The sequence below is a fragment of the Pseudomonas uvaldensis genome (assembly GCF_021271205.1).
Classification (GTDB): domain Bacteria; phylum Pseudomonadota; class Gammaproteobacteria; order Pseudomonadales; family Pseudomonadaceae; genus Aquipseudomonas; species Aquipseudomonas uvaldensis.
Map to the genome: position 1 here is coordinate 436,703 of NZ_JAIWKS010000001.1, position 25,061 is coordinate 461,763.

General features: G+C 53.9%; 23 protein-coding genes. All 23 read right to left on the reverse strand.

Annotated features, from left to right (window positions below; all coding sequences use genetic code 11):
* Positions 1–2 precede the first annotated feature (2 nt).
* The gene (locus LCU97_RS02030; RefSeq protein ID WP_053155103.1) at positions 3–1,418 is read right to left on the reverse strand and encodes a mannose-1-phosphate guanylyltransferase/mannose-6-phosphate isomerase; all 1,416 of its coding nucleotides are present in this window, start codon (positions 1,416–1,418) and stop codon (positions 3–5) included.
* 98 nt (positions 1,419–1,516) lie between these two features.
* Entirely contained in the window at positions 1,517–2,491 is a 975-nt protein-coding gene (gene fcl / locus LCU97_RS02035; protein ID WP_053155101.1) for a GDP-L-fucose synthase, read from the reverse strand.
* A gap of 2 nt (positions 2,492–2,493) precedes the next feature.
* Positions 2,494–3,612: a GDP-mannose 4,6-dehydratase gene (gmd, locus tag LCU97_RS02040; protein WP_053155099.1), complete on the reverse strand. Its 1,119-nt coding sequence runs from the start codon at positions 3,610–3,612 to the stop codon at positions 2,494–2,496.
* 53 nt (positions 3,613–3,665) lie between these two features.
* Positions 3,666–4,778 (reverse strand): hypothetical protein, encoded by a 1,113-nt coding sequence (locus LCU97_RS02045; protein ID WP_232775435.1) that lies wholly within the window; start codon positions 4,776–4,778, stop codon positions 3,666–3,668.
* Between the two features lie 40 nt (positions 4,779–4,818).
* A complete protein-coding gene (locus LCU97_RS02050) occupies positions 4,819–5,709 on the reverse strand; it encodes a hypothetical protein (RefSeq protein WP_232775436.1) in 891 nt (296 codons plus the stop codon).
* A complete protein-coding gene (gene pseI, locus LCU97_RS02055; protein ID WP_232775437.1) occupies positions 5,699–6,757 on the reverse strand; it encodes a pseudaminic acid synthase in 1,059 nt (352 codons plus the stop codon). Before pseI ends, LCU97_RS02050 begins: the two co-directional genes overlap by 11 nt.
* Position 6,758: 1 nt before the next feature.
* Entirely contained in the window at positions 6,759–7,250 is a 492-nt protein-coding gene (pseH, locus tag LCU97_RS02060; RefSeq protein WP_232775438.1) for a UDP-4-amino-4,6-dideoxy-N-acetyl-beta-L-altrosamine N-acetyltransferase, read from the reverse strand.
* A gap of 31 nt (positions 7,251–7,281) precedes the next feature.
* On the reverse strand, positions 7,282–8,403 hold the full coding sequence (gene pseG / locus LCU97_RS02065) for a UDP-2,4-diacetamido-2,4,6-trideoxy-beta-L-altropyranose hydrolase (protein WP_269802786.1): 1,122 nt from the start codon (positions 8,401–8,403) through the stop codon (positions 7,282–7,284).
* Positions 8,397–9,197, reverse strand: coding sequence for an SDR family NAD(P)-dependent oxidoreductase (locus tag LCU97_RS02070; protein WP_232775439.1), 801 nt, complete (start codon positions 9,195–9,197; stop codon positions 8,397–8,399). Before LCU97_RS02070 ends, pseG begins: the two co-directional genes overlap by 7 nt.
* 3 nt (positions 9,198–9,200) lie before the next feature.
* The gene (locus LCU97_RS02075; protein ID WP_232775440.1) at positions 9,201–10,826 is read right to left on the reverse strand and encodes an aldo/keto reductase; all 1,626 of its coding nucleotides are present in this window, start codon (positions 10,824–10,826) and stop codon (positions 9,201–9,203) included.
* Positions 10,823–11,980 carry a UDP-4-amino-4,6-dideoxy-N-acetyl-beta-L-altrosamine transaminase gene (pseC, locus tag LCU97_RS02080; protein WP_232775441.1) on the reverse strand — a complete coding sequence of 386 codons (1,158 nt, stop codon included), beginning with the start codon at positions 11,978–11,980 and terminating at the stop codon, positions 10,823–10,825. Before pseC ends, LCU97_RS02075 begins: the two co-directional genes overlap by 4 nt.
* 3 nt (positions 11,981–11,983) lie before the next feature.
* Positions 11,984–12,982, reverse strand: coding sequence for a UDP-N-acetylglucosamine 4,6-dehydratase (inverting) (gene pseB / locus LCU97_RS02085; protein ID WP_053155088.1), 999 nt, complete (start codon positions 12,980–12,982; stop codon positions 11,984–11,986).
* Between the two features lie 32 nt (positions 12,983–13,014).
* On the reverse strand, positions 13,015–14,271 hold the full coding sequence (locus LCU97_RS02090) for a lipopolysaccharide biosynthesis protein (protein ID WP_053155085.1): 1,257 nt from the start codon (positions 14,269–14,271) through the stop codon (positions 13,015–13,017).
* Between the two features lie 233 nt (positions 14,272–14,504).
* Positions 14,505–15,563, reverse strand: coding sequence for an LPS O-antigen chain length determinant protein WzzB (locus tag LCU97_RS02095; RefSeq protein ID WP_232775442.1), 1,059 nt, complete (start codon positions 15,561–15,563; stop codon positions 14,505–14,507).
* A 179-nt stretch (positions 15,564–15,742) separates the two neighbouring features.
* Positions 15,743–15,967 carry a LapA family protein gene (locus LCU97_RS02100; protein ID WP_053155083.1) on the reverse strand — a complete coding sequence of 75 codons (225 nt, stop codon included), beginning with the start codon at positions 15,965–15,967 and terminating at the stop codon, positions 15,743–15,745.
* Between the two features lie 27 nt (positions 15,968–15,994).
* A complete protein-coding gene (gene ihfB, locus LCU97_RS02105; protein WP_053155082.1) occupies positions 15,995–16,291 on the reverse strand; it encodes an integration host factor subunit beta in 297 nt (98 codons plus the stop codon).
* 144 nt (positions 16,292–16,435) lie between these two features.
* The gene (locus tag LCU97_RS02110) at positions 16,436–16,714 is read right to left on the reverse strand and encodes a hypothetical protein (protein WP_053155080.1); all 279 of its coding nucleotides are present in this window, start codon (positions 16,712–16,714) and stop codon (positions 16,436–16,438) included.
* 219 nt (positions 16,715–16,933) lie between these two features.
* Positions 16,934–18,619, reverse strand: coding sequence for a 30S ribosomal protein S1 (rpsA, locus tag LCU97_RS02115; protein ID WP_053155077.1), 1,686 nt, complete (start codon positions 18,617–18,619; stop codon positions 16,934–16,936).
* Between the two features lie 119 nt (positions 18,620–18,738).
* Positions 18,739–19,428, reverse strand: coding sequence for a (d)CMP kinase (gene cmk, locus LCU97_RS02120; protein ID WP_053155075.1), 690 nt, complete (start codon positions 19,426–19,428; stop codon positions 18,739–18,741).
* Complete coding sequence (locus tag LCU97_RS02125) at positions 19,425–21,632, reverse strand: bifunctional prephenate dehydrogenase/3-phosphoshikimate 1-carboxyvinyltransferase (protein ID WP_232775572.1); 2,208 nt, start codon at positions 21,630–21,632, stop codon at positions 19,425–19,427. The genes cmk and LCU97_RS02125 overlap by 4 nt, the downstream gene beginning before the upstream one ends.
* 28 nt (positions 21,633–21,660) lie before the next feature.
* Complete coding sequence (hisC, locus tag LCU97_RS02130) at positions 21,661–22,773, reverse strand: histidinol-phosphate transaminase (protein ID WP_232775443.1); 1,113 nt, start codon at positions 22,771–22,773, stop codon at positions 21,661–21,663.
* A 13-nt stretch (positions 22,774–22,786) separates the two neighbouring features.
* A complete protein-coding gene (gene pheA / locus LCU97_RS02135; RefSeq protein ID WP_053155069.1) occupies positions 22,787–23,881 on the reverse strand; it encodes a prephenate dehydratase in 1,095 nt (364 codons plus the stop codon).
* A complete protein-coding gene (gene serC / locus LCU97_RS02140) occupies positions 23,881–24,966 on the reverse strand; it encodes a 3-phosphoserine/phosphohydroxythreonine transaminase (protein ID WP_053155067.1) in 1,086 nt (361 codons plus the stop codon). Before serC ends, pheA begins: the two co-directional genes overlap by 1 nt.
* Positions 24,967–25,061: the final 95 nt, after the last annotated feature.

Genomic DNA, 25,061 nt, shown 5'->3' on the forward strand with positions numbered 1-25,061 from the left:
CATCATTCCTTTACCCGACCGTATCTATCTTCAAAACGGACAATGTCATCCTCCCCCAGGTAGGTACCCGACTGGACTTCAATCAACTCCAAAGGGATCACACCAGGATTCTCAAGGGCATGAACTTGACCAACGGGAATGTAAGTTGACTGGTTTTCCGTAACCAGATAAGTTTTATCTCCGTTGGTTACCTGCGCCGTTCCGCTCACCACTATCCAGTGTTCCGCCCGATGGTGGTGCATTTGTACCGACAACTTGGCACCGGGATTAACTGTAATACGTTTGACCTGATAACGCGGTCCATTATCGATAGAGTCGTAAACCCCCCATGGACGATAGACTTCACGATGATTGGCATACTCGGGACGCTTGCAGCTTTTCAACTGATCGACGATTTTCTTGACGTCCTGTACGTCCCCCTTATGGGCGACAAGCACCGCGTCTTTGGTTTCAACGATCACCAGGTCGTCAACCCCGATTGTCGCCACAAGTCGATGGGTAGCATGTACATAGCTGCTGCTGGTACGCTCCGTGATCACGTCACCTTTAAGAACATTGCCATGGGCATCTTTTTCTGCGGTATCCCAAAGTGCGGACCAAGACCCCACATCATTCCATCCGGCGTCCAACGGCACCATCACCGCATCCGAAGTGCGTTCCATCACAGCATAGTCAATTGAGTTTTCAGGGCATGCTGCAAAGGCCTGAGCATTGACGCGTGTAAAGTGCATATCCTCTTGAGCACTGGCAAAAGAGGCACGGCAAGCATGCAGAATATCGGGAGCAAAACGCTCCAACTCTTCTAAATAGCGGCTAGCCCGGAACATGAACATGCCGCTATTCCAAAAATACTCTCCACTTTCCAGATATTTTTGAGCAGCCGCTGAATCGGGTTTCTCCACGAAGCGATTGACAACATAACCACCGTTGCCAAGTGCCTGGCCCCTTTCCAGATAACCAAAACCGGTTTCCGGGTGAGTGGGGACGATTGCGAACGTCACCAGCTTCCCCCCCTCAGCCAGCGCCAAGGCGCGTTCGATACTTGTGTGGAACGCTCCAACGTCTTGAACAAGATGGTCCGCCGCAAGAACCAACAGGACTGGATCCGCCCCCGAAACCGTGGCTTGTAATGCTGCCAGCGCGATAGCCGGTGCGGTATTCCGCCCCACCGGTTCGAGCAGAATACGAGCTTGCTCCATTTCAAGCTGCCGCAGTTGCTCGGCCGCAAGAAAGCGATGCTGTTCATTGCAAATCAGTATGGGCAAATGATGATCGAGCCCTTCCAACCGCTTGATTGTCGATTGGAGTAACGATTGCCCAGCATCCACCAAAGGAAGAAACTGCTTGGGATTGAGCTGGCGAGACAAGGGCCAGAGGCGAGACCCCGCCCCCCCTGCCATGATGACCGGAAGAAACATTCAAGATCGTCCTGTACTGCTGCTATCGAGGTTGGCCATTAAATTTTTTATTCATAGGCTTACGGCGCGACAGGCCGTAAAAACGTACTTAGACAAAATCAATGTCTGGCTTCCAGACGATGCTCTACAAACCATTGATACGCATCACTCAACCCCTCTTCCAGCTCAATCGACGATTGCCATCCCAGCGCGCGAAGCCGGGAGACATCCATCAATTTACGGGGTGTGCCATCAGGCTTGCTGGCATCGAACGACAATCGCCCCTTAAACCCAGTGACTTTGGCGATGGTTTGCGCAAGCTCGCGTATTGTACAGTCCTTGCCTGTCCCCACATTGATATGAGACAGCATAGGCTGGGTGTTGGCCTGATAGGTGGCGCCATCAAGTTCCATCACGTGCACACTGGCCGCCGCCATATCGTCGACGTGAAGAAATTCGCGCATCGGGTTGCCACTTCCCCAGATAACCACTTCCGCCTGGTCTGTCTGCACTGCTTCGTGAAAACGACGAAGCAGAGCCGGGATCACATGGCTATTTTCCGGATGATAGTTGTCATGCGGCCCATATAGATTGGTTGGCATGACGCTGCGATAATCGCGGCCATGCTGGCGATTATAGCTCTCGCACAACTTGATCCCGGCAATCTTGGCGATCGCATACGGCTCGTTGGTCGATTCAAGGACGCCGGTAAGCAACGCCTCTTCTTTCATCGGTTGTACCGCCTGCTTGGGATATATGCAGGAGGACCCGAGGAACAGCAGCCTCTGCACGTCCGAATCATGCGCCGCCCGAATCACGTTAGCTTGAATCATCAAATTGTCGTAGATGAAGTCCGCGGGAAACGTGTTGTTGGCGTGAATCCCCCCTACCTTGGCTGCCGCCAGATACACTTGATCAATTTGATTTCGCGCGAAAAAAGCCCGTACCGCCTGTTGATCCAGCAAGTCTAATTCGTCACGGCTGGCACAAAGAACGGAACGATAGCCAAGAGCCTGGAGCCGACGCACGATGGCCGAGCCCACCATGCCTCGATGGCCGGCAACGAAAATGGTCTGGTTCAATTCGCGGGACATTATTAATTCTCCAAGGCGACCGGGACATCGTGGCCGTACTGTTTGAGCAAAGCATGACGCTGAGCCGCCTTGAGGTCTTCCCTGACCATTTCCGCACACATCTCCTGTACGGTGATTTCCGGCACCCAACCCAGGTTCTTCTTGGCTTTGCTTGGGTCGCCCAACAGCGTTTCCACCTCAGCAGGCCGGAAGTAACGTGCGTCCACGCGAACAATAACATCTCCAACACTCAACGCCGGAGCCAACTGACCGTCGATACGCTCAACGACGGCACGTTCTTCCACACCTTCGCCTTCAAAGCGCAGTGTGATACCCAATTCAGCAGCAGACCAGCGCACGAACTCCCGTACGGAGTATTGAACGCCCGTAGCGATCACATAATCCTCTGGATGCTCTTGCTGCAACATCATCCATTGCATGCGCACATAATCCTTGGCATGCCCCCAGTCCCGCAGCGCATCCATATTGCCCAGGAAGAGGCATTTTTCCAGTCCTTGGGAGATGTTTGCCAGGGCCCGGGTGATCTTGCGCGTTACAAATGTCTCGCCGCGACGCGGAGATTCATGATTGAACAGGATCCCGTTACAAGCGTACATGCCGTAGGCTTCGCGATAATTCACGGTAATCCAGTAGGCATATAGCTTCGCCACCGCATAGGGAGAGCGCGGGTAGAAAGGCGTCGTCTCCTTTTGGGGAATCTCCTGGACCAAACCATACAATTCAGAAGTCGAAGCCTGATAAAAACGGGTCTTCTTCTCCAAGCCCAGCAAACGGATAGCTTCAAGTATCCGCAACGTTCCCATTGCGTCAACGTCAGCCGTGTATTCGGGAGACTCGAAACTCACCGCAACGTGAGATTGAGCCCCAAGGTTGTAGACCTCATCCGGCTGAACTTCCTGAATGATCCGAGTCAGGTTGGATGAGTCGCTCAAATCGCCGTAATGGAGGACAAAATTGCGGTTATCGACGTGTGGATCCTGATAGATATGATCGACGCGCTGGGTATTAAAGGACGACGCCCGGCGCTTGATACCGTGGACCTCGTAGCCTTTTTCGAGTAACAGCTCCGCCAAATACGAGCCATCCTGACCGGTAACCCCGGTGATTAGAGCCTTCTTCATATACCTACACTCCCAGTCATTTTTGTAAATCCTAAAAACACCAGCCTGTCCACCTAACCATACGAAGGGGGTGATTCCGCCGCCCTTCCGAAACGGGGTATGAAGCGTTTGAAATACCAATAAAAAACCAACGGAAAAACCAGAAAATCCATCAGATTAAACAAGTAAAATATATCAAACGCAGCACGAAACAAATACAGCAAGAGAACAATCGCCAAAAAATACCTTTCATCAGCCAGCAAGGCTATGAGAGACCAACCGGCAATAAAAATCAGAAAAAATATTGAAACACCAAAAAATGAATGCAATCGAAGGAATGCGCTATGAGGGTTGCCCCCAAAAGACTCGACCATTGGCACACCTGTTAAATCCACACCCGCAAAAAAGCTGATAGGATCTAGATGGGCAAAATAATCTTGGGCAATGAGATACCTCTCACTCTCCAACCCCGCTGTTAAATTCGTCTGCGACTGCAAAAGATCATAAAAATACTCCCAACCAAAAACCAAAACTATGGCACCGATCAATCCCATAGCCAGAACGACAAAAGCGTTTTTACGCCACAACGCACACAACAACAGCACAAACGAAACAAACAGCCCATTACGGCTGTACAAGGGAATACTTATCAAAAACACTAAAAAAAGCAACGTGACGGAAACAGATTTACCCCGAAGCTCCCGAGAAAAAATATAACCACTTGCGAGCGCCAGCAGAATGCCCGAATACACGTTCCGACTTGATCCAGTTAAAACCCTATTAAATTCAGTTGGCCCATAACCTTCAGCCACAATCAGCCAAACCGTAGCAGCCAAAAACATCAGAAAGGGATATTCGAAGAACATTGCCGTCTTACGACACTCTACCGCATACCAGGCAATACCAAGCCCTGAAACAAAAACAAAAACCGTGAAAATACTCCGGTACTCAGACCAATCATAGTTAAACAATGAGAACGCGAACAGACAGACAAGCAAAAGCAGCATAGAAAAGAAAGCTAAGCCGTTTCGTCCTCGGGAAACCGATAACATGACAGCGAATACCGCCCCTCCAACGGCCACCGCTCCGGTACGGTAGTCGATCGCCCCATAAAAAAAGGCCAATACAGAAAAAACGATGTACATGCACGCACACAAAAATGCGCTACCTTGAAGGACAGCGGTCACTCAGTCACCTTTACAAGAAACAGTCCATTTATCATTCAGGCTAAACCCACCCCAAGACTTTGGCCGACGGAGACAGCCGACTGGCTGCCAACACTTCAACATCGTATTTCTTTAGTTCTTCCTTTAACGCTTGCATGACCGTCACTACACCAACGCCATTTTCACCGACAGCGGTTTTATGCAACTCGACCCCTGTCTCATCCAACTTCAATGGTGGAGGAAGCTCCGCATCATTGAAAATCACCTCGGAAGCATCGGCACCATAAAAGTGCGGCCCTTGAAAGTCCAGACCATGAACGATAATTTTCTTGAAGCCCATGGTTTTGGCCAATATAACCAAGCCAACGACACTGGAAACGGCCTGGGGCAAATGCCGGGAGTCTGCACACATCTGAGCCACTATAGGAGCGACTCCCTTGCTACCAAAGATCCGGAAATGCCGATCCTTGATAAATAGCGCCTTACCCGCGTACAGCATGCCAATCAGACCGATCGAATTTTTAAGTTCCGACAAATTCTTGAAAATAACCTTTGATCTGGAGAAAACATTGAATTTCTCTAGTGCAAAATACGCTTGATAGGTATTGACAAAAAAACGCAAATTTTTCACAGAGGCATTTTCTATAAAGTGCAAATCGGGATCTTTGCACTTTAAAAAAGAAAAATTAAACCCGATGACAAATGAATTTGAACGATCAATACTGTCAAAGGAGTGATTTAAACTCCAACCCGAGGCAAGGATATGACAGACTCTGGAGGAGTCAAATTCATTCACAGGAATAACAAACTCGGACATACCCATACGCTTTAGTTTGGCTGCCCGCCGCTGCTGCACAATAGATTCAAAACCACAAATCAAGTGTGCACAGCAGAGCTGAAGCATCAGCGGCAAACGACCGAGGACGGTCCTTATTTGCTTCTTATCTGGCATGGAAATCGTCCATTTTTACAGGAGTGTTTTCCGCCACATCCCTAGTCAACACACTACCAACAACACTGTCCATGAATTTAGGAGGCACACCAAACCCTGGCCTCACACTTCTAACCGAGTCGGCCGCAATAACATCACCTGCCTTCAAGGATTTGACAAAATATAACGAACGCCGAAACTGCACGTTTCCCTGCTCGCTTGATTTTCTGCCGTAATCAACCCTGCCCAACGCAGCCCATGCCGTTTTGCTATCCTGACATAAGGCCATCAACTCCGAGGGTTCGAGTGAGAAACTGTCATCGGGCCCACCACCACTCCGGTCAAGTGTGAAGTGTTTTTCAATGATTGATGCACCCAACGCTACACTCGTAATAGCAGTAGTGTTATCCAATGTATGATCGGACAACCCCGTCACCAACCCGTGTCGCCGGATCATGTCGGGTATCGTTCGCAAATTATAGTCATGCGCAGGAGCAGGATAACCACTGACGCAGTGAAGTATCGCCAACTCCTTACAACCACCCTCACGGGCCGCCACAATGGCCTCCTCTATTTCCTCGGCATCAGCCATGCCAGTGGAAATAATCATGGGTTTCCCCGTACTGGCGACATATTTGATGAGAGGCAAATCAATCGCTTCAAACGATGCGATTTTATAAGCAGGGGCGTTTAATCCTTCCAGCAGATCGACTGCCGTCCTATCGAAGGGCGAACTGAAAATCGTGATACCCAACTTTCGTGCATAATCAAAAAGTGGGGCGTGCCACTCCCAAGGCATGTGTGCCTCTTCGTACAAGTCATATAACGTTCGTCCATCCCATAACCCGCCGCTGATCCGGAACTCATCTGAATCAGACTTTAATGTAATGGTATCGGCTGTATACGTCTGCAACTTGATCGCGTCAGCGCCGGCCTTTTTTGCCTCCTCCATGATTCTCTTGGCGGTTTCAAAATGACCATTATGATTGGCAGACAATTCAGCTATAACATAAGGCGGTTCGTCGACACCAATCTTCCTGCCGGCAATACTGATCGATGGATTCGGCATGCTATTCATTCCCATTTTTTTGCAGCCATTCAGCGCTTAACAATCCAAAGCAGATGATGGCATGATAATTTTCTCCATCGTAGTGCTGGTCACGCAGAGTCCCTTCCTGCTGGAATCCCAAGCTGCGATGGAATCGAATTGAGCGTTCATTGAAGGCAATCGCCTGACCACAAACTTTGTGCAGATTGAGTTTGCGAAAGGCAAATGCCAGAGCAGCCTCCCCTAACTGTCGCCCCGTTCCCTTGGGCGCATCTGGCGCAATGTAGAATCCCCAGTCCGCTACTCCAACGGAGCGCTGCTCTGTTATATTCACATAACCCAGTGGCCTCCCCTCCTGCTCGAATATAAGGAGATGCGTGCGTGGATCCTGAGAAACACGTAAAAACCACGAGCGGTGTTCTTCAATCGTGATCTCATGCTGAGTGTACATATAACGACGAATGTCGGGATGATTGCGCCAGCTAAGCACGATGTCCAGATCGTTAGTATTCATTCTCCGTATCGATGAATACTCGGGCCGTGAATCATGCATTCAAGCCACCCATTTCCTTGATTAGCCGCTGCACACCCAACCCATCACAAACATCGCGCGCGCTGTGGCTCAGCTCTGCCAGAATTTTCTCGTCCTCTACGACGCGCATGGCTAGAGGCAAGCATTCATGGATATCGCTTACTTGCTCGATCAACAATACACTTCCTGAGTTTGATAATGCCTTAGCGCCCGACCGTTGATTATCTGCCAATACCACCATAATTGTAGGGACGCCCAAACAACACCGCTCCCATGAAGTACTTCCAGCAGCCCCGATAACAACATCTGCCGATACCATCTGTTCTGCCATGTCAGTGATATTAACAAGCACTTCTGTAGGCCAAGGCATGTGGGACGCGGTGTCTAGCACTTCGGCCAGGTATGGGGCTTTCAGTCCCATTATGACAGTAATGCGACCATTCGCTGGTAGTGCGCAACATTTCAAGGCCTCCAGGGTCGCCTTCGTTGCATTCGAATGATCGACACCCCCCATCGTAATCAAGATATGTTGAACACGAGGATGGCGACGTCGCTCAAGGCTCTTCTCGCGAAGCCTGGCGAACTCCGACCGCAGAAGCGCGTACTGCGGCCCGACCAGAAGCTGGCATCCGCCGGGAACCAATGACGTGTAGTCTTCTTTCACTCGCCCCAGGTTCTGGTCAAGTAGCAAATCGCAAATGTGCTCGCGATCAGCCAAGTCATCGATGACCAGAAGATGGGTGAAAAATACTCGGAGAGAGCGCTCCCATTCCACGTCCAAGGCGTAATGGTCAACGATCAACCAATCTGGCCTGAGATCTTCAAGAATCACTGCACAGGCTTCTGCGTCCTGATTCTGGCTCACTCCCAGCCAAGCAGCATGTGCGAGCCCACCGGCCCGCTCAGCATGGGTATCGGCCCCTACTTCAGCGCAAGCGTGCCCCAAGCCGTAAGCTCCAAACCCCTCGCTCCGGATAAAGTCAGTCAGATGACCGGGATGCTCCCGACAGATAAACAAACACTCGGCCCCCCCCGCCCTCAACGCCTTGGCTAACGTCAGGCAACGCATGACGTGCCCGCTACCCATCTGCAGCGAAGCATCGACCCGGAATACAACGGTGGCCTTGTTTACCATGCCGTCCAGCCGCCATCCACGACAAGGTTGGTGCCATTTACAAAGGAAGCAGCGGACGATGCAAGGAACAGTATGGGCCCCATCATCTCCCGGGCTTGACCGATGCGCCCCATTGGAACTTTCTGTTCGAGCCTGGCAATAAATTCAGGGCTGGTCTGCTGTACTTGTGTCGATGGGAAAGGACCAGGCGAAATCGAGTTTACGCGGATTCCCTCTTTTCCAAATTCGCATGCTGCGTACTTGCTCCATTGAATCATCGCCGCCTTGGCAGCCCCATAAAAAGGAGGGTTGGTGCCACCAGCGGTATCATAGATTCGAGGGTCTGGGCTTACCACACCGTACATTGATCCAACGTTTATTACCGAAGCTTCTCCAGTGGAACGAACAGCTCTTCTTAATGAAGACAGAGAATATTTCAGAAGATTATGAGCAGCCATGACCGATACTTCATAAGCATCGAGATAACTCTTGCCACAACTGGCCTCTATTGTTCCGCCGCCTCCTGCGTAAGCATTGTTAATTAACACATGCAACTCGCGCGGAGCAAATTTATCCATATACCCAGCTACCTGCACTTCATCGCTCACATCGAATATCGCGAGTTCGGCAGACAAACCGTTGTCCAACAGTTCATTGACCAGCAACAATCCACGCTGTGATGAACGAGAGTTTACCAACACATGCGCGCCCGCACTTGCCACAGCGTTGCACATCGCGGTCCCCAGGTAACCTGTAGCCCCCGTAATCAACACGTTTTTGCCGGACAAAGAGAACAGCTCAAGTCCTTTGTTCAACACTCAGCTCCTTAGCCAGCACGCTGGATTCAATGTCTGCTCCGCCAACCGAGGACGCGAGGCCTGAAGCATTGTTATCTCTTCGGCTTCCAGCGGCGACTTGCAAAACAGTTCCAAGTTTTCCTTCAACTGCTCGCTGGTCTCCATTCCCACAGCGATGCCATCGACCCATGTTAGCCCACGCAAATATGCAAGGCACAGATCAACGATGCTACTGCGTCCCATATTGGATACCTGTTCGTTCAGCCAGTTACGCACCGCAACAGAACTCCCAACATGGGCTGATCGCCAATTTTCTTCACTGTCACTCACCAACAAGCCCTGCAACAAAGCACTACGGATATGAATGGTGAGCGGCCGGCGACGCTTGATTTCTTCAACGAGCGAAATCGAGTTGTCCCATCGCCAGTCCAACAGATTGCAAGGAAGCTGGACATGACTCACAAGCGGCTCATCAAGCACCCGGCGTAGTTCTGCGGGGTTCTGGACAGAGACGCCCAGCAGCTTGATGACGCCATCCTGCTTCAGCTGGACAAGCCTCTCCCATGCGGCCCCTTGCCATTGATCAAGCTGAGCGGCTCGATGCAGCATGACGATGTCCAACGTTGTCGTGCCCAAGCGATAGCAAGATTCGAAAACACTGGCATCCACTGCCGAGCGGATCCAGAAGGACGCTGCATCATCAGGGCAGTCTGCCAAAGGACTGAGCTTGGTAATTACAGAGACGCGTCCCTCCCAGCCCCCCTTGAAAGCATTGCCAACCACGGCTTCGCTAGAACCGTATGCCCGGGCCGTATCGATATAGGCAACACCATTGTTTACTGCTGTACGAAGCATCTCACAGGCTTGGGCGAGGTTTGGGCGGCCAGAGGTATTATTTACCCCGTAGTCCAATCCTAACTGCACCGTACCGAACACCAACTTACTAGCCGCTTGCGTTACCACCGGCCCATCCGGCAGCGCCTTCAATTTATCAATTAACTGTTCACAGTTCACATTTACGGCATCGTCAACCGAATTGAATACTCTTTGGACTCGCAAGTAATCATCAAGGTTGTCAACCGTGCAGCGCAACAATCCTAGGCCGAGCGACGTGTTGCCTTTAAAATAGTGACGCCCAAATCGCTTGATTATCAATGGCGTCACGTGCTCAAGATCAAACGCTTCGACGGCATTTGCCAATGCCCAGCGTAGATGCCTCAATCGTGTAACTTCAGCACTAACCCCATAGGGCAGGCCAGATTCCACACCATTGCAGCAGAGGTATTCGTATTCCCCCTCGACAAATACTCTTTCGAGCTCATCTAACAGACAGCCGTCAGGGAACACATTGTCCGCTGTTAGACGAAATACGATTGCGTCATCGTCGTACGCCTCTAACGCCAGGACAACACGTTCCAGCGTATTTTCAAGGCTGCCCCGAAAACAAGTTAGGCCATGATGGGCGATTAAATCAGCAAGTGCATCATCGCTGGCCAGGCTCGAGGTCGCCACTATCACATCTCGGCCAGTATTAGCCGCACGCTTAGCTGCCAGTAAAGCCAGAGGAATTCCCTTAACAGGCAGCAGCACCTTACCAGGGAGACGAGACGAGGAAGTTCTGGCCTGCAGCACAGCTACACTTGTCATGAAATGGCCTTTTGCAACGAGGCGATTACCGCATCCTGCTGATCCGATGTCATGGTTTGAAACATTGGAATGCTGATGGCTTCGCGGTAATAACTCTGAGCCTCCGGAAACTCCTCAGGTTTAAAACCCATCCGTGCATAATAAGGTTGTGTGTGGACTGGTATGTAGTGCAGATTCACACCAATTCCTTGTTCTCGTAACGACTCGAACACTTGCCGGTGCGTTTTTGCGATCTTCTCCAATTGCAGTCGGATCACATAAAGATGCAGGCCCGAATAGCTATCAGCATGCTGCCAAGGGAGTGTTATAGGCAATGTCGATAGCTGCTCATTATAACGAGCAGCCAACTGATGGCGTCGAGCGATGTATTGATCCAATCGCTCCATTTGACTGACGCCCAAGGCTGCCTGCAATTCGGTCATCCGGTAGTTGAAACCCAGATCAATCTGCTGGTAGTACCAAGGACCGTCAGTTTCCTGAGTCATATACTGTACGTCGCGGGTAATACCGTGACTACGCAGCAACGCCATCTTGTTCGCCAGTTCGGCGTTGTTAGTCACCGCCATACCGCCTTCGGCGGTAGTGATGATTTTTACCGGATGAAAGCTGAATACGGTAATGTCGCTATATTTACCGTTACCAATGAACTCGCCTTTATACTTTCCACCGATGGCGTGCGAAGCATCTTCGATTATTTTGAATCCATAACGCTTGGCTAAGCTATGGATTGCTTGCATATCGCAAGGCTGGCCACAGAGGTGTACCGGCACTACCACTTTTGGCAGCGTACCGTCTCGCTCAGACTGCTCCAATTTGCGTTCAAGCGCAACGGGGCAAAGATTATAAGTTTTTGGATCTATATCCACGAAATCAACTTTTGCCCCACAATACAGTCCGCAGTTGGCAGATGCCACAAACGTAATAGGGCTCGTCCATAAACGGTCGCCCGGACCAAGACCCAATGCAAGACAAGCAATGTGCAACGCAGATGTCGCGCTGTTAACTGCCAACGCGTGACTGGCACCGACATGCTGAGCAACCAACTGTTCGAAGCGAGGCACCATCGGGCCCTGGGTTAGAAAGTCGGATTGCAACACCCCAATTACCGCATCGATGTCAGCTTGGGTTATATCCTGGCGACCGTAGGGAATCATCGATCAGATACTCCCAATCTTGGCTTCGTTGAGATTGATCCAATTGCGCAGATCGTCGTCGCTCATCCATTCAGTGTTGTTATCGCTGGAGTAAACGAACCCCTCAGCGACCTTCTTGCCATCCTTGATGCGCTTCGGACAAGTTGCCCAGTCATTGATCACCGGAAGGATTTTGAAGTGCTCCGGATACTCATACGTGTAGTAGGAGTCTTCAGCACTGATCATTTGTTCGTGGAGTTTTTCACCTGGGCGGATACCGACGATTGTCTGCTTGGCATCAGGGGCAACGACGCGGGCTAGATCGGTTACCTTCATTGAAGGGATCTTCTTTACATAGATTTCCCCGCCTTCCATGTCTTCAAAAGCATGCCAGACCAGCTCTACCCCCTCTTCCAGGGAGATCATGAAACGAGTCATGCGATCATCCGTGATCGGCAGTTCCCCTTTACCCTTGATCGACATGAAAAACGGAATGACCGAACCGCGCGACCCCATGACGTTACCGTAGCGCACGACCGCCATGCGAGTTTCGTGGCCACCGGCGTAGGAGTTACCGGCAACGAACAGCTTGTCCGACGCCAGTTTGGTTGCGCCATACAGGTTGATCGGACTGCTGGCTTTATCGGTGGACAAGGCTACGACACGCTTGACGCCTTTATCGATGCACGCGTCGATAAGGTTCATGGCACCATTGATATTGGTTTTGATGCACTCAAAAGGGTTGTATTCCGCCGTTGGAACGATCTTGGTCGCCGCAGCATGGACTACGTAATCGACGCCATCCAAGGCTCGGTACAAGCGCTCCTTGTCGCGAACGTCGCCAATAAAGAAGCGAACACGCGAGTCGCCCTCAAACTTCTTCGCCATGTCCCACTGCTTCATCTCATCCCGGGAAAAAATGATGATTTTTTTCGGGTTGTATTTTGCCAGGGTCATAGGCACGAACGTATTACCGAAAGAGCCGGTACCGCCGGTGATGAGAATGGTTTTGTTGGTAAACATTGACGCGTCCCTTGGTTACTTCCCGCACGAGGTCAGGATTGGAATAAACGGTAAGGTGCTGGAGTCAGGCGGTGGAAACTCCAAGCCTTCCAGCACAGAACGAAGAAAAAGCTGATGCACAATCCTAACGGCACCGCCAGCTGGGGCCAAAATTGCGCAAAAATCCAGGTGGCCAGAACGAATACTATCAAACTGACGATGTGACTGTGGATAATGGGCCGATCATGCCCTTGAGCATATAGCCCAAAATGCGGAACCATGCCTACCGCATAGAGCACGGTAGCCGATAGGATCCAGACGAAAAGCCCTTGCTGCGCGCTGTACAGCGGCCTGTCAAGCCACAGCAGCAACGGCCCCACCGCCAATAGCCCGGCCACAGAAAAAATGCAGGAAAAGCTGATCGTCTGCAGCAAGAGCCTACGCATTCCGCTACGAAATCCAGCTGCATTTCCCTGCTGATGAGCGCTTATCAACCCAGGGTAGATAAATGCGAATACACCAGCATCCAGAAAAGAGATAAGCGCCATACTGATTCCCATGAACAGCACATAGGCTCCCAGTGCATCGAGCCCCGCCAGGTGTCCAAACCAGTAACGATCCAGAGTGAAAAGCGCACGGATAGCCAACGTCGCAATCAACAGCGCAAACGCGAGCTTCAGCCCCTTCAAGACCCAAGCCCAATCAATTTCCTGCTGCCACCCGGACAGCCTCATTCGCCATACTCTGGAAAATCCTAAGGATAGAGCCACCAGGCTTCCCAGAACCCACGCACCCAATACAACATCAAGATCTCGGGTCTTCGGAACTCCCCACATCATTCCGGCCACCAAGACCGCCCATATACCGGAACGAAAAAAAAGAACCAGGCTCGCATACAGTTGATCAGACACCGCCACCAGCAAGCGACCGAGTTCCTGAGTAAGGTGCTCAAGAACCAATAACGCAAAAAACCAACCGATGACACTTACAGGTAGCAACCCACCGATAAAAATCAAAGTCAGCAATGGCAGAAAAACCACGTACAGCACCAACGTCAACGCGCCTTGAGCCTTGAGCAGCCCTCCCCATTCCTTCCGGTCACGCTTAAGCAGCTCGCGGGTGCTGTAGGTATAAAAGTCAAAACCCAAAAAATACAAGGAGTAACTTACGGTAGCAGCCAGCAAACCGTAGACACCCAACTCTCCGGGCTCAAGAAATCGAGCCAGAAAAAATATAAGTAAAAACTTACTTACCAGTGTCAAACCGCGAATTGCGATATTGGTAAGCTGTGATAAATTTCGCGTGCGCATGAGATATTCTATTCGGCTTTGCTACTGCGCAGCGATGGCTGCAGAAAGATACCGTTGCCCCCTCCTCATTAGTGCGCCGCCCTCACAATCATGAATAGAACAAGCTCTATCGACAATTGGATGCTACAGGCACAGCGAGGAAGGAGGATCTTTTTATTTTAGGCCAACACTAAAAACCCGCCACAGCCGAACAACCCAGGCTATGGCGAGTTTGAACAAGCACACCGTGTTTATTACACCGGATGAGCTTGCCTTTGTTTGCTTCGGCCTATCACAAATCTAACAAGGGCTATAAAACCGCCCAGCACAAAGCCCACAACAATACCCAAGATAAGAATCAGAGCTTTCTTGGGTTTTACTGGACTCTCTGGCACATCGACGTTACCGTCCTGCCGATAAATCGAAACACGCTCAGGATCAATATTCAACTTACGATAGAAGTTGTACCGCATTTGCAACAACCGCAAATCCTTGATAAAGGCGTCATCGGAAGAACGCGACTCCAACGCATTGATTTCGGCGATCAGCGCCTTGCTGCCTCGCTGGTAATCCATCTTGTTATTTGTCTCTACCGTGATATCGATAGCGGCGGAAGAATTGATTGTAGGCGTTGTGAGCCCGATTGCCTGCGCAATCTTCAATGCTTCGCGAAGTTGCTGTATACGATCCTCTCGTATCCGCAGCGCATTTTCGCGCAAGCTGACAATTCTCTGTTCAAGGTTACGCGCCCTGACCGAAGCTTCGGTGGTGACGTTCTTGATCAGTTCCGACTCTGCAGCATCATTAGCGCGCTGTACATAGGCCTTGGCCCACTCTGTGGCCTCTACCGGATTGTCACTCCTGACAGTAACTGAAAACCGATCCGGAGTGTCCTTGCCAGGACCTTTTATTATTAAATCGCGAGAGAAGCGCTCATACACCCGGTCCAACGCCCCTTTCCGCTGAGATTCCTCGAGAGAAGGAAGGTACACCTCATTGAAGAATGCCTGCCGAAGAGTTTCCGCCTGCAGGTTCCGGGCAAACACATCATAAACATGCTGGATAGTATAAAGATCCAACTCCGTGCTTTTCCCTCGACCATAATTCAGCTCAGCAATGCCGTTCTGGGTAGGAGGCATAATAAAAAGCTTGGCTTCATAAACCGGCTTACTGAGGAACGCGTAAGCGCCTGCGCCCACGGCAACCAGTAGAGCCACTCCCAAGATCAGCCATTTTTGAACCCAGAGACCTTGAGCCAGTTCAATCAGATCAACTTCATCAGCGCCACGAGCTTCAATACGATCATTTTGCATGAAGATCCCCGCCCGATATCGCACTTGCAGACACATCAAACGCATCAAAAGGCAAAACGAGCAAGGCCTCAGCAGATACAGTAAAAAACGGAGTCAGATTCAATACGAACAAAACGCACCCAAAAGTCAGAAAAATTGCAGACAGTGATCCTTACCAAGACTACGGGCTCAGGCATCCATTATTTCAACCGTCGACTCACACCAATGAACCATGTGAGCAGAGGTCCTATCATCATACCAGCGAGAAGCGCCAGCAGCACGAAAACCGAGATCGGAAATTGCGGACCCGACCACCCCAAGAATAGCAGCGTAACGGGCTGACGATTTTCGAGCACGAACAGGACAATGGCAGCAGCCACGAGTAGCACAGCTACGACAAACATCAGGCGCTTAATGTTCCGCATCCCCACCCCCTTTTCGTCGATTCTCCTTTAAAGGTCACTCCCCTCCTCCTCATTCACACGATCCCTGAGCTCCTTACCTGGCTTGAAATGAGGAACGAATTTGCCGTCCAGGCTTACCGACTGCCCGGTCTTGGGATTACGCCCTACCCGCGGAGCACGGTAATGCAGGGAAAAACTGCCAAAGCCACGGATCTCGATACGATCCCCGGTCGCCAGGCACTGGGACATTTGTTCAAGCATGGTCTTGATGGCCAGCTCCACATCTTTGGATGAGAGTAGCCCTTGATGGGTGACAATTCGTTCGATCAACTCCGACTTCGTCATATTTTTCCCTTCTTTATCAAGCAGCTAGATCAGTGCTTCAAAAGGTTTTAGCATGCCCGAAGGGATTTGAACAGCCCGAGTATTGACAAATCTTTTATGTATCTGGCTATCCCTTTTTTGGTGCAGACACGAGAGCTCTTATGACTATCGGCATATAACCAGCATTGTTCGGGTCAGGTACCCAGCAGGGTTGAAGCCCAAAGGATACCAATCCTCATCCTTTGCATCGTCAGACCGGGTTATCACCTTATAACCCGCCCCTTCGCACTCCCTGGCAGCACGTTTATGGCATTTCTCCCACCCGGAACCCAGTCCCGAGCAATCAATCTCAATGCCGCTGACGCCGCGCACTGCGTGTGTCTTAGCACTGGTAGAACACCCCACCAGCACCAGAACAACCAAGACTGGAAAAAGCTTCTTCATTCGACTCCTTGAGCCAAGAACCTGACCAATCATACGCGCCAGGCTCGGACCCACTCTTATAGATAATCGGCCCACCTGATAAAGAGACAATTTGAATCGGAGGTTGGTTTCGCGGTAACCGCACCGGCGAATCCCCCCCTGTACACCACGAAACGCAGAATATCCGCAGGCACAAAAAAGGGCGACCGAAGTCGCCCTTTTTCTACAGAAACCCAGAACTCAGTTCTGTTTTTCCATTTGCGCACGCAGCAGGTCACCCAGAGTGGTGGCCGGCGCATCCGGAGCTGGCTTGTCGCGCAGGCTCTGGATAGCTTCTTTCTCTTCTTCAACGTCTTTCGACTTGATCGAGAGCTGGATTACGCGGCTCTTGCGGTCAACGCTGATGATCTTGGCTTCTACTTCTTCGCCTTCTTTCAGCACGTTGCGAGCGTCTTCAACGCGGTCACGGCTGATTTCGGAGGCTTTCAGAGTCGCTTCGATATCATCGGCCAGAGTGATGATGGCGCCCTTGGCGTCAACTTCCTTCACAGTGCCCTTGACGATGGCGCCCTTGTCGTTTTCCGAGACGTATTCGGAGAACGGATCGCTTTCCAGCTGCTTGATACCCAGGGAGATACGCTCGCGCTCTGGGTCAACCGACAGGATAACGGTGTCCAGCTCGTCACCCTTCTTGAAACGACGTACAGCTTCTTCGCCCACTTCGTTCCAGGAGATGTCGGACAGGTGAACCAGACCGTCGATGCCGCCGTCCAGACCGATGAAGATACCGAAATCGGTGATCGACTTGATGGTACCGGAGATCTTGTCGCCCTTGTTGAACTGGCCAGAGAAGTCTTCCCATGGGTTCGACTTGCACTGCTTGATGCCCAAGGAGATACGACGACGCTCTTCGTCGATGTCCAGAACCATGACTTCCACTTCGTCGCCGACTTGTACGACTTTCGAAGGGTGGATGTTCTTGTTGGTCCAGTCCATTTCGGAAACGTGTACCAGACCTTCAACGCCTTCTTCCAGCTCAGCGAAGCAGCCGTAGTCGGTCAGGTTGGTAACACGAGCGGTGACGCGGGTGCCTTCTGGGTAACGGGCTTTGATAGCGACCCATGGATCTTCACCCAGTTGCTTCAGACCCAGGGAAACACGATTGCGCTCGCGATCGTACTTCAGAACCTTGACATCGATCTCGTCGCCAACGTTGACGATTTCCGAAGGATGCTTGATACGCTTCCAGGCCATGTCGGTGATGTGCAGCAGGCCATCGACGCCACCCAGATCGACGAATGCGCCGTAATCGGTGAGGTTCTTGACGATACCTTTGACCTGCTGGCCTTCCTGCAGCGATTCCAGCAGAGCTTCACGCTCGGCGGAGTTCTCGGCTTCCAGGACACTGCGACGGGAAACGACAACGTTGTTGCGCTTCTGGTCCAGCTTGATGACCTTGAATTCCAGCTCTTTGCCTTCCAGGTGCGTGGTGTCGCGCACTGGACGGACGTCAACCAGGGAACCTGGCAGGAACGCACGGATGCCGTTAACGTCGACAGTGAAGCCGCCTTTAACCTTACCGTTGATAACGCCCTTGACCACTTCCTCAGCTGCGAAAGCCGCTTCCAGAACGATCCAGCATTCAGCGCGCTTGGCTTTCTCACGGGACAGCTTGGTTTCACCAAAGCCATCTTCAACCGAGTCCAGAGCAACGTGAACTTCGTCACCGACGTTGATGTTCAGCTCGCCAGCGTCATTGTAGAACTGTTCCAGCGGGATGAGGGCTTCAGACTTCAGGCCAGCGTGAACGGTTACCCAGCGAGCCTGGTAGTCGATATCAACGATAACACCGGTGATGATGGAGCCTGTCTGAAGGTTCAGGGTTTTCAGGCTTTCTTCAAAGAGTTCCGCAAAGCTTTCGCTCATTTTAATTCCTGTTGATGGGGGCGAAGAATACGCCCGGCTCCACGCCCCAGACGACGTGGGTTAGTTTCATATAAAAGAAGACCGCAGGACTATGACTGGTCCCCTGCGGAGCTTCCTGGTCACCCGGCGATATCGCGAATAGCGATCTCGCTCATGATGCGTTGCAACACCTGATCGATGGACAACTCCGTGGAGTCCAGCTGTATCGCATCGGCCGCCGGCTTGAGCGGGGCTACTGCGCGCTGGGTGTCACGCTCATCGCGCGCACGGATCTCATCTAGCAGACTCGACAGACTAACATCCTCGCCTTTGCCCTTCAACTGCAAATATCGGCGGCGAGCCCGCTCCTCCGCACTGGCGGTCAGGAAAATCTTCAATGGTGCGTCCGGAAACACCACCGTTCCCATGTCCCGCCCATCGGCCACCAACCCTGGCGCCTCCTGAAATGCACGTTGGCGCTGCAGCAAGGCCTCGCGCACCGCTGGCAGCGCGGCAACCTGGGAAGCGCCGGCGCCGACACTCTCCGTACGGATGACATCGCTGACTTCGTCACCCTCCAGAATAATGCGTTGCAGCTGGCCCTCGGTGGCGGCAATGAACTGTACATCCAGATGAGCCGCCAGGGCCTTTAGCAGCTCTTCGTTGGTGAGATCCACGCCATGGTTGCCGGCCGCGAAAGCCAGCAATCGATACAGAGCCCCGGAATCGAGCAGGTTCCAGCCCAACTGCCGGGCCAGGATCCCGGCCACGGTGCCCTTGCCCGAACCGCTTGGGCCATCGATAGTGATGACCGGTGTCTTGATCTTCACGACTGCGCCTCTTGTGCTACTCGAATACCGACCTGCGCGCACAGCGCCAGGAAGTTCGGAAACGACGTCGCGACGTTGGCACAGTCATGGATGCGGATCGGTGCGCTGGCACGCAGGGACGCAACACTGAACGCCATGGCGATACGGTGGTCGCCATGCCCATGGACTTCGCCGCCGCCGATCTGGCCGCCATCGATGATGATGCCATCCGGGGTTGGTTCGCATTTGACGCCAAGCGCCAGCAAGCCATCCGCCATGACCTGGATACGGTCCGATTCCTTGACCCGCAGCTCTTCGGCGCCCGTCAATACGGTACGCCCTTCTGCACAAGCCGCCGCCACGAACAGCACCGGGAACTCGTCGATCGCCAGCGGAACCAGCGCCTCCGGAATCTCGATACCCTTGAGTTTAGCCGCTCTTACGCGAAGGTCCGCAACCGGTTCACCGCCGACCTCGCGCTGATTCTCCAGGGTGATGTCCGCGCCCATCAGGCGCAGGATGTCGATCACGCCGGTACGGGTCGGGTTGATCCCGACATGCTCGAGGACCAGGTCTGAACCTTCGGCGATTGACGCCGCCACCAGGAAGAACGCGGACGAGGAGATATCGCCAGGCACTTCGATGTGGGTCGCGGTCAATTGGCTGCCGGACTCGACCGAAGCCGTGGCGCCATTCACCGTGACCGGATAGCCGAAGCCGCGCAGCATGCGCTCGGTATGGTCGCGGGTCGGGGCCGGTTCGGTGACAGTGGTCTTGCCTTCGGCATAGAGACCGGCCAATAGCAGGCAGGACTTCACCTGGGCGCTGGCCATCGGCATGGTATAGGTCAAACCCTTGAGCTTGTGGCCACCACGAATGGTCATCGGCGGACGACCGTCGGCTGCGGTCTCGATGACAGCGCCCATTTCGCGCAAAGGATTGGCGACGCGATTCATCGGACGCTTGGACAGCGACGCATCACCGGTCAGGACACTGTCAAAGTCCTGGGCCGCCAGCAGGCCGGACAACAGGCGCATCGAAGTACCGGAGTTGCCCAGGTAGATCGGACCCGGTGCAGGCTTGAGGCCATGCAGGCCAACGCCATGGATGGTCACGCGGCCGTGGTGCGGCCCCTCGATGACCACGCCCATGTCGCGAAACGCTTGCAGCGTCGCCAGGGCATCTTCGCCCTCAAGGAAGCCTTCCACCTCGGTCACACCTTCAGCCAGGGAGCCGAGCATGATCGAGCGGTGGGAAATCGATTTATCACCCGGTACACGAATACGCCCGCTCAGGGAGCCACCAGGTTGTGCCAGGAAAATCAGATCGTTGGAATTCATAGCGTCCACATAGGCCCGACGGGCCAGGATTTTACTGAAATGCTCGCGGGCTACCCTGGCGCGTGTGAAAACGCCCAGCAATTGGTGCCCGTCCCCTGCATCGACCGCGTCGCGCAAGGCGTCGAGGTCGCTGCGAAATGTATCGAGTGTGCGCAGGACAGCTTCGCGGTTGGCGAGGAAGATGTCGTGCCACATGACCGGGTCGCTACCCGCGATTCTCGTGAAATCGCGGAAACCGCCGGCAGCGTAACGGAAGATCTCAAGATTTTCATTGCGTTTGGCCAATGAATCCACCAGGCCGAACGCCAACAGGTGTGGCAAATGGCTGGTGGCGGCCAGTACTTCATCGTGACGCTCGACTTGCATGTGCTCGACATCGGCACCCAGTTCACGCCACAAACGGTCTACGACCCCCAACGCGGCCGGATCGGTCTGGTCCAGCGGCGTCAATATGACCTTGTGGCGACGAAACAGCTCGGCATTGGAAGCTTCCACCCCGCTCTGCTCGGAACCGGCAATTGGGTGGCCGGGCACGAAACGCGTCGGCATTCCACCGAAAGCTTCGGTGGCTGCGCGCACGACGTTGCCTTTGGCACTGCCGACATCAGTCAGGATCGCCTGCCCAAGTTCCATGGTCGCCAGGCGTGCCAGTAGTTTTTCCATGGCCAGGATCGGCACTGCCAGCTGGATCACGTCCGCGCCCTGGCAAGCGATGGCCAGGTCATCCTCGCAACGGTCCACTACCCCTAGCTCCACCGCCAGCTTGCGCGACTGCGGATCCAGGTCGACACCGACCACCTCACGACACAGGCCGCTTTCACGCAGGCCCTTGGCAAACGAACCACCGATCAGCCCAAGGCCGATCACCACCAGGCGACCGATCATAGGGACGGCAGGTTGCAGTGAAGTGACATCAACCACGTGCCAGGACCTTGCTCAGCGCCTCGAGGAAACGGCTGTTTTCCGCTGGCAGACCAATCGTGACGCGCAGGTGGTTCGGCATGCCATAGTTGGCCACCGGACGGACGATCACGCCCTCGCGCAGCAAGCCCTGGAACACTGGCGCGGCAACACGACCAACGTCAACGCAAATGAAATTCCCCTTGGACGGAATCCAGCTGAGGCCCAACTCACGGAACCCGGCCTCCAGTTGCCCCATGCCCGCCTCGTTCAAGCGTCGGCTTTCGGCCAGGTAGGCCTCATCCTGCAACGCCGCACAGGCACCGGCCAAGGCCAGGCTGTTGACGTTGAATGGCTGACGCACCCGGTTCAGCACGTCGGCCACCACCGCAGTGGACAAGCCATAACCGACCCGTAGCGACGCCAGACCATAGGCCTTGGAGAAGGTGCGCGAGACCAGCAGGTTCGGGTAGGCCGCGAGGAAATCCAGGCCATCCGGCAAGTCGCTGCCTTCGGCGTATTCGATATAGGCCTCGTCCAGCACCACCAGCACATGCTCGGGTACGTCCTGGAGGAAATCGTCCAGGGCCTGGGCATCGAACCAGGTGCCGGTCGGATTGTTCGGGTTGGCGATGAATACCACTCGGGTGTTGGCATCGATGGCTGCCAGCATCGCCGGGAGATCATGCCCCCAATCCTTGGCCGGCACCACGTGGGCGTCGGCACCGACGGCCTGGGTGGCAATCGGGTAGACCGCAAAGGCGTGCTCACTGAAAACGGCATTGAGGCCCGGCGCCAGGTAGGCACGCGCCACCAGTTCGAGGATATCGTTGGAACCATTGCCCAACGTCACCTGGCTCAATTCAACACCGCAACATTCGGCCAGCAGGCTTTTCAATGCAAAGCCGTTGCCATCGGGATACCGGGTCAGCTCGGTCAATGCGCTGCGGATTGCCTCAAGCGCCTTGGGGCTCGCTCCCAGCGGATTTTCGTTGCTCGCCAACTTGACGATGCTTGCCGGGTCCAGATCCAGCTCGCGAGCCAGTTCATCCACAGGCTTGCCCGGAACGTAAGGCGACAGTTGTTGCACGCCTGGCTGAGCCAGCGCGAGGAAGTTGCCACTCATTTGCTATCCGCCCTTAAAGAACTGCCTTGGGGTAGGAACCCAGCACCTTGAGTGCCACTGCTTCCTGACTGATTTTCTCCAGCACACCTTTTACCAGCGGATCGCGGTGATGGCCGACGAAATCGATAAAGAACACATAGGTCCATTTACCGCTGCGCGAAGGACGGGTCTCAATCCGGGTCAGGTCGATACCGTTATCGTGGAACGGGACCAGCAATTCGTGAAGCGCGCCGGGCTTGTTGCTCATGGAGACGATAATCGAGGTCTTGTCGTCGCCGGTCGGAGGCACTTCCTGATTGCCGATCATCAGGAACCGCGTGGAATTGTCCGGACGGTCCTCGATCTTTTCGGCCAATCGGGTCAAGCCGTAGAGGCCCGCCGCCATATCCCCGGCGATCGCGGCGGAATTCCACTCGCCCTTCACCCGCTTGGCCGCTTCGGCGTTACTCGACACCGCCACGCGCTCCACATTCGGGTAATGGGCATCCAGCCACTTGCGGCACTGGGCCAGGGACTGGGCATGGGAATAGATCCGGCTGATGCTGTCGGTCTTGGTGTTCTCGCCCACCAGCAAATGATGGTGAATACGCAGCTCGACTTCACCACAGATCACCATGTCGTGCTCGAGGAAGCTGTCCAGCGTGTGGTTGACCGCACCTTCGGTGGAGTTTTCCACCGGCACCACACCGAAATTCACCGCACCGGCCGCCACTTCGCGGAACACTTCGTCGATGGCCGCCATTGGCTTGCTGATCACCGCGTGACCAAAGTGCTTCAAGGCGGCGGCCTGGGTAAACGTGCCTTCCGGCCCCAGGTAGGCGACTTTCAGCGGTTGCTCGAGGGCCAGGCACGAGGACATGACTTCACGGAACAGCCGTGCCATTTCTTCGTTGCTCAGCGGCCCCTTGTTGCGCTCCATGACCCGCTTGAGCACCTGGGCCTCACGCTCTGGGCGATAGAACACCGGCGTCTCGCCTTCGGCCAGGGACGCCATTTTTACCCGGGCAACTTCCTGGGCGCAGCGCGCGCGCTCACTGATCAACTCCAGGACCTTTTCATCCAGGGCGTCGATGCGCAGGCGCAGCGCCTTGAGTTCTTGCTCTGACATCAGCCGTGTTCCTTCTCGAACTCCGCCATGTAGGCCACCAGCGCATTGACAGCGTCGATGTCCACGGCGTTGTAGATCGAAGCGCGCATGCCGCCCACCGAGCGATGCCCCTTGAGATTCAGCAGGCCGCGTTCGTCGGCACCGGCCAGGAACGGCTTGTCCAGACGGTCGTCGGCCAGGCGGAACGGCACGTTCATCCACGAACGGTCGGTCTTGTTGATCGGGTTGCTGTAGAGGTCGCTGGCATCGATGAAGTCATAGAGGGTGCGCTGCTTCACTTCGTTGAGCTTGCCGATGGCCTCGACGCCACCCTGCTCTTTCAGCCACTCGAATACCAGGCCGGACAGGTACCAGGCCAGGGTCGGCGGGGTGTTGTACATCGAGCCGTTGTCGGCCGCGACCTTGTAGTTGAGCATGGTCGGGCACAGGGAGCGGGCGCGACCCAACAGGTCTTCACGGATGATGGCGACCAGGATGCCGCTCGGGCCGATGTTCTTCTGGGCTCCGGCATAGATCATGCCGAAGCGGGAGACATCCACAGGGCGCGAAAGAATGTCCGAGGACATGTCGGCCACGAGCGGCACGTCGCCGGTTTCCGGGATCCAGTTGAATTCCAGGCCGCCGATGGTTTCGTTTGGCGCGTAGTGAACATAGGCCGCGTCCTTGGACAGGTTCCATTCATTCTGGCCAGGAATGGCGAAGTAGTCGTAGGGCTTGGCGGTGCCGGCAATATTGATGCGGCCGTAGCGCGAAGCCTCTTCGATGGCCTTCTGCGACCAGATGCCGGTGTCGATGTAGTCGGCGTGGCCGTTTTCCGGCAGCAGGTTCAGCGGAATCTGGGCAAATTGCTGGCTGGCGCCGCCTTGCAGGAACAGCACCTTGTAGTTGGACGGGATGTTCAGCAGATCACGCAGGTCCTGCTCGGCCTTGGTGGCAATGGACACGAACTCATCGCTGCGATGGCTCATTTCCATGACGGACAGGCCCTTGCCATGCCAGTCGAGAAGTTCACCCTGGGCGCGCTTCAGGACCGCTTCAGGAAGCGCCGCCGGGCCGGCACAGAAGTTATAGGCTCTCTTGCTCACATCCAATCTCGCTCTGATCTGGTGGTCACACATTAATACGGTGTCAGCGAGTGCTCACTGTGGGAGCAAGGCTCGCTTACACAGTTATGCAGTGT

Coding starts and splice junctions, on each gene's coding strand:
- LCU97_RS02030 (WP_053155103.1), bottom strand. CDS start 1,418: ATGTTTCTTCCGGTCATCATGGCAGGGGGGGCGGGGTCTCGCCTCTGG.
- fcl (WP_053155101.1), bottom strand. CDS start 2,491: ATGTCCCGCGAATTGAACCAGACCATTTTCGTTGCCGGCCATCGAGGC.
- gmd (WP_053155099.1), bottom strand. CDS start 3,612: ATGAAGAAGGCTCTAATCACCGGGGTTACCGGTCAGGATGGCTCGTAT.
- LCU97_RS02050 (WP_232775436.1), bottom strand. CDS start 5,709: ATGCCAGATAAGAAGCAAATAAGGACCGTCCTCGGTCGTTTGCCGCTG.
- pseI (WP_232775437.1), bottom strand. CDS start 6,757: ATGCCGAATCCATCGATCAGTATTGCCGGCAGGAAGATTGGTGTCGAC.
- pseH (WP_232775438.1), bottom strand. CDS start 7,250: ATGAATACTAACGATCTGGACATCGTGCTTAGCTGGCGCAATCATCCC.
- pseG (WP_269802786.1), bottom strand. CDS start 8,403: ATGGTAAACAAGGCCACCGTTGTATTCCGGGTCGATGCTTCGCTGCAG.
- LCU97_RS02075 (WP_232775440.1), bottom strand. CDS start 10,826: ATGACAAGTGTAGCTGTGCTGCAGGCCAGAACTTCCTCGTCTCGTCTC.
- pseC (WP_232775441.1), bottom strand. CDS start 11,980: ATGATTCCCTACGGTCGCCAGGATATAACCCAAGCTGACATCGATGCG.
- pseB (WP_053155088.1), bottom strand. CDS start 12,982: ATGTTTACCAACAAAACCATTCTCATCACCGGCGGTACCGGCTCTTTC.
- LCU97_RS02090 (WP_053155085.1), bottom strand. CDS start 14,271: ATGCGCACGCGAAATTTATCACAGCTTACCAATATCGCAATTCGCGGT.
- LCU97_RS02095 (WP_232775442.1), bottom strand. CDS start 15,563: ATGCAAAATGATCGTATTGAAGCTCGTGGCGCTGATGAAGTTGATCTG.
- LCU97_RS02100 (WP_053155083.1), bottom strand. CDS start 15,967: ATGCGGAACATTAAGCGCCTGATGTTTGTCGTAGCTGTGCTACTCGTG.
- ihfB (WP_053155082.1), bottom strand. CDS start 16,291: ATGACGAAGTCGGAGTTGATCGAACGAATTGTCACCCATCAAGGGCTA.
- LCU97_RS02110 (WP_053155080.1), bottom strand. CDS start 16,714: ATGAAGAAGCTTTTTCCAGTCTTGGTTGTTCTGGTGCTGGTGGGGTGT.
- rpsA (WP_053155077.1), bottom strand. CDS start 18,619: ATGAGCGAAAGCTTTGCGGAACTCTTTGAAGAAAGCCTGAAAACCCTG.
- LCU97_RS02125 (WP_232775572.1), bottom strand. CDS start 21,632: ATGATCGGTCGCCTGGTGGTGATCGGCCTTGGGCTGATCGGTGGTTCG.
- hisC (WP_232775443.1), bottom strand. CDS start 22,773: ATGAGTGGCAACTTCCTCGCGCTGGCTCAGCCAGGCGTGCAACAACTG.
- pheA (WP_053155069.1), bottom strand. CDS start 23,881: ATGTCAGAGCAAGAACTCAAGGCGCTGCGCCTGCGCATCGACGCCCTG.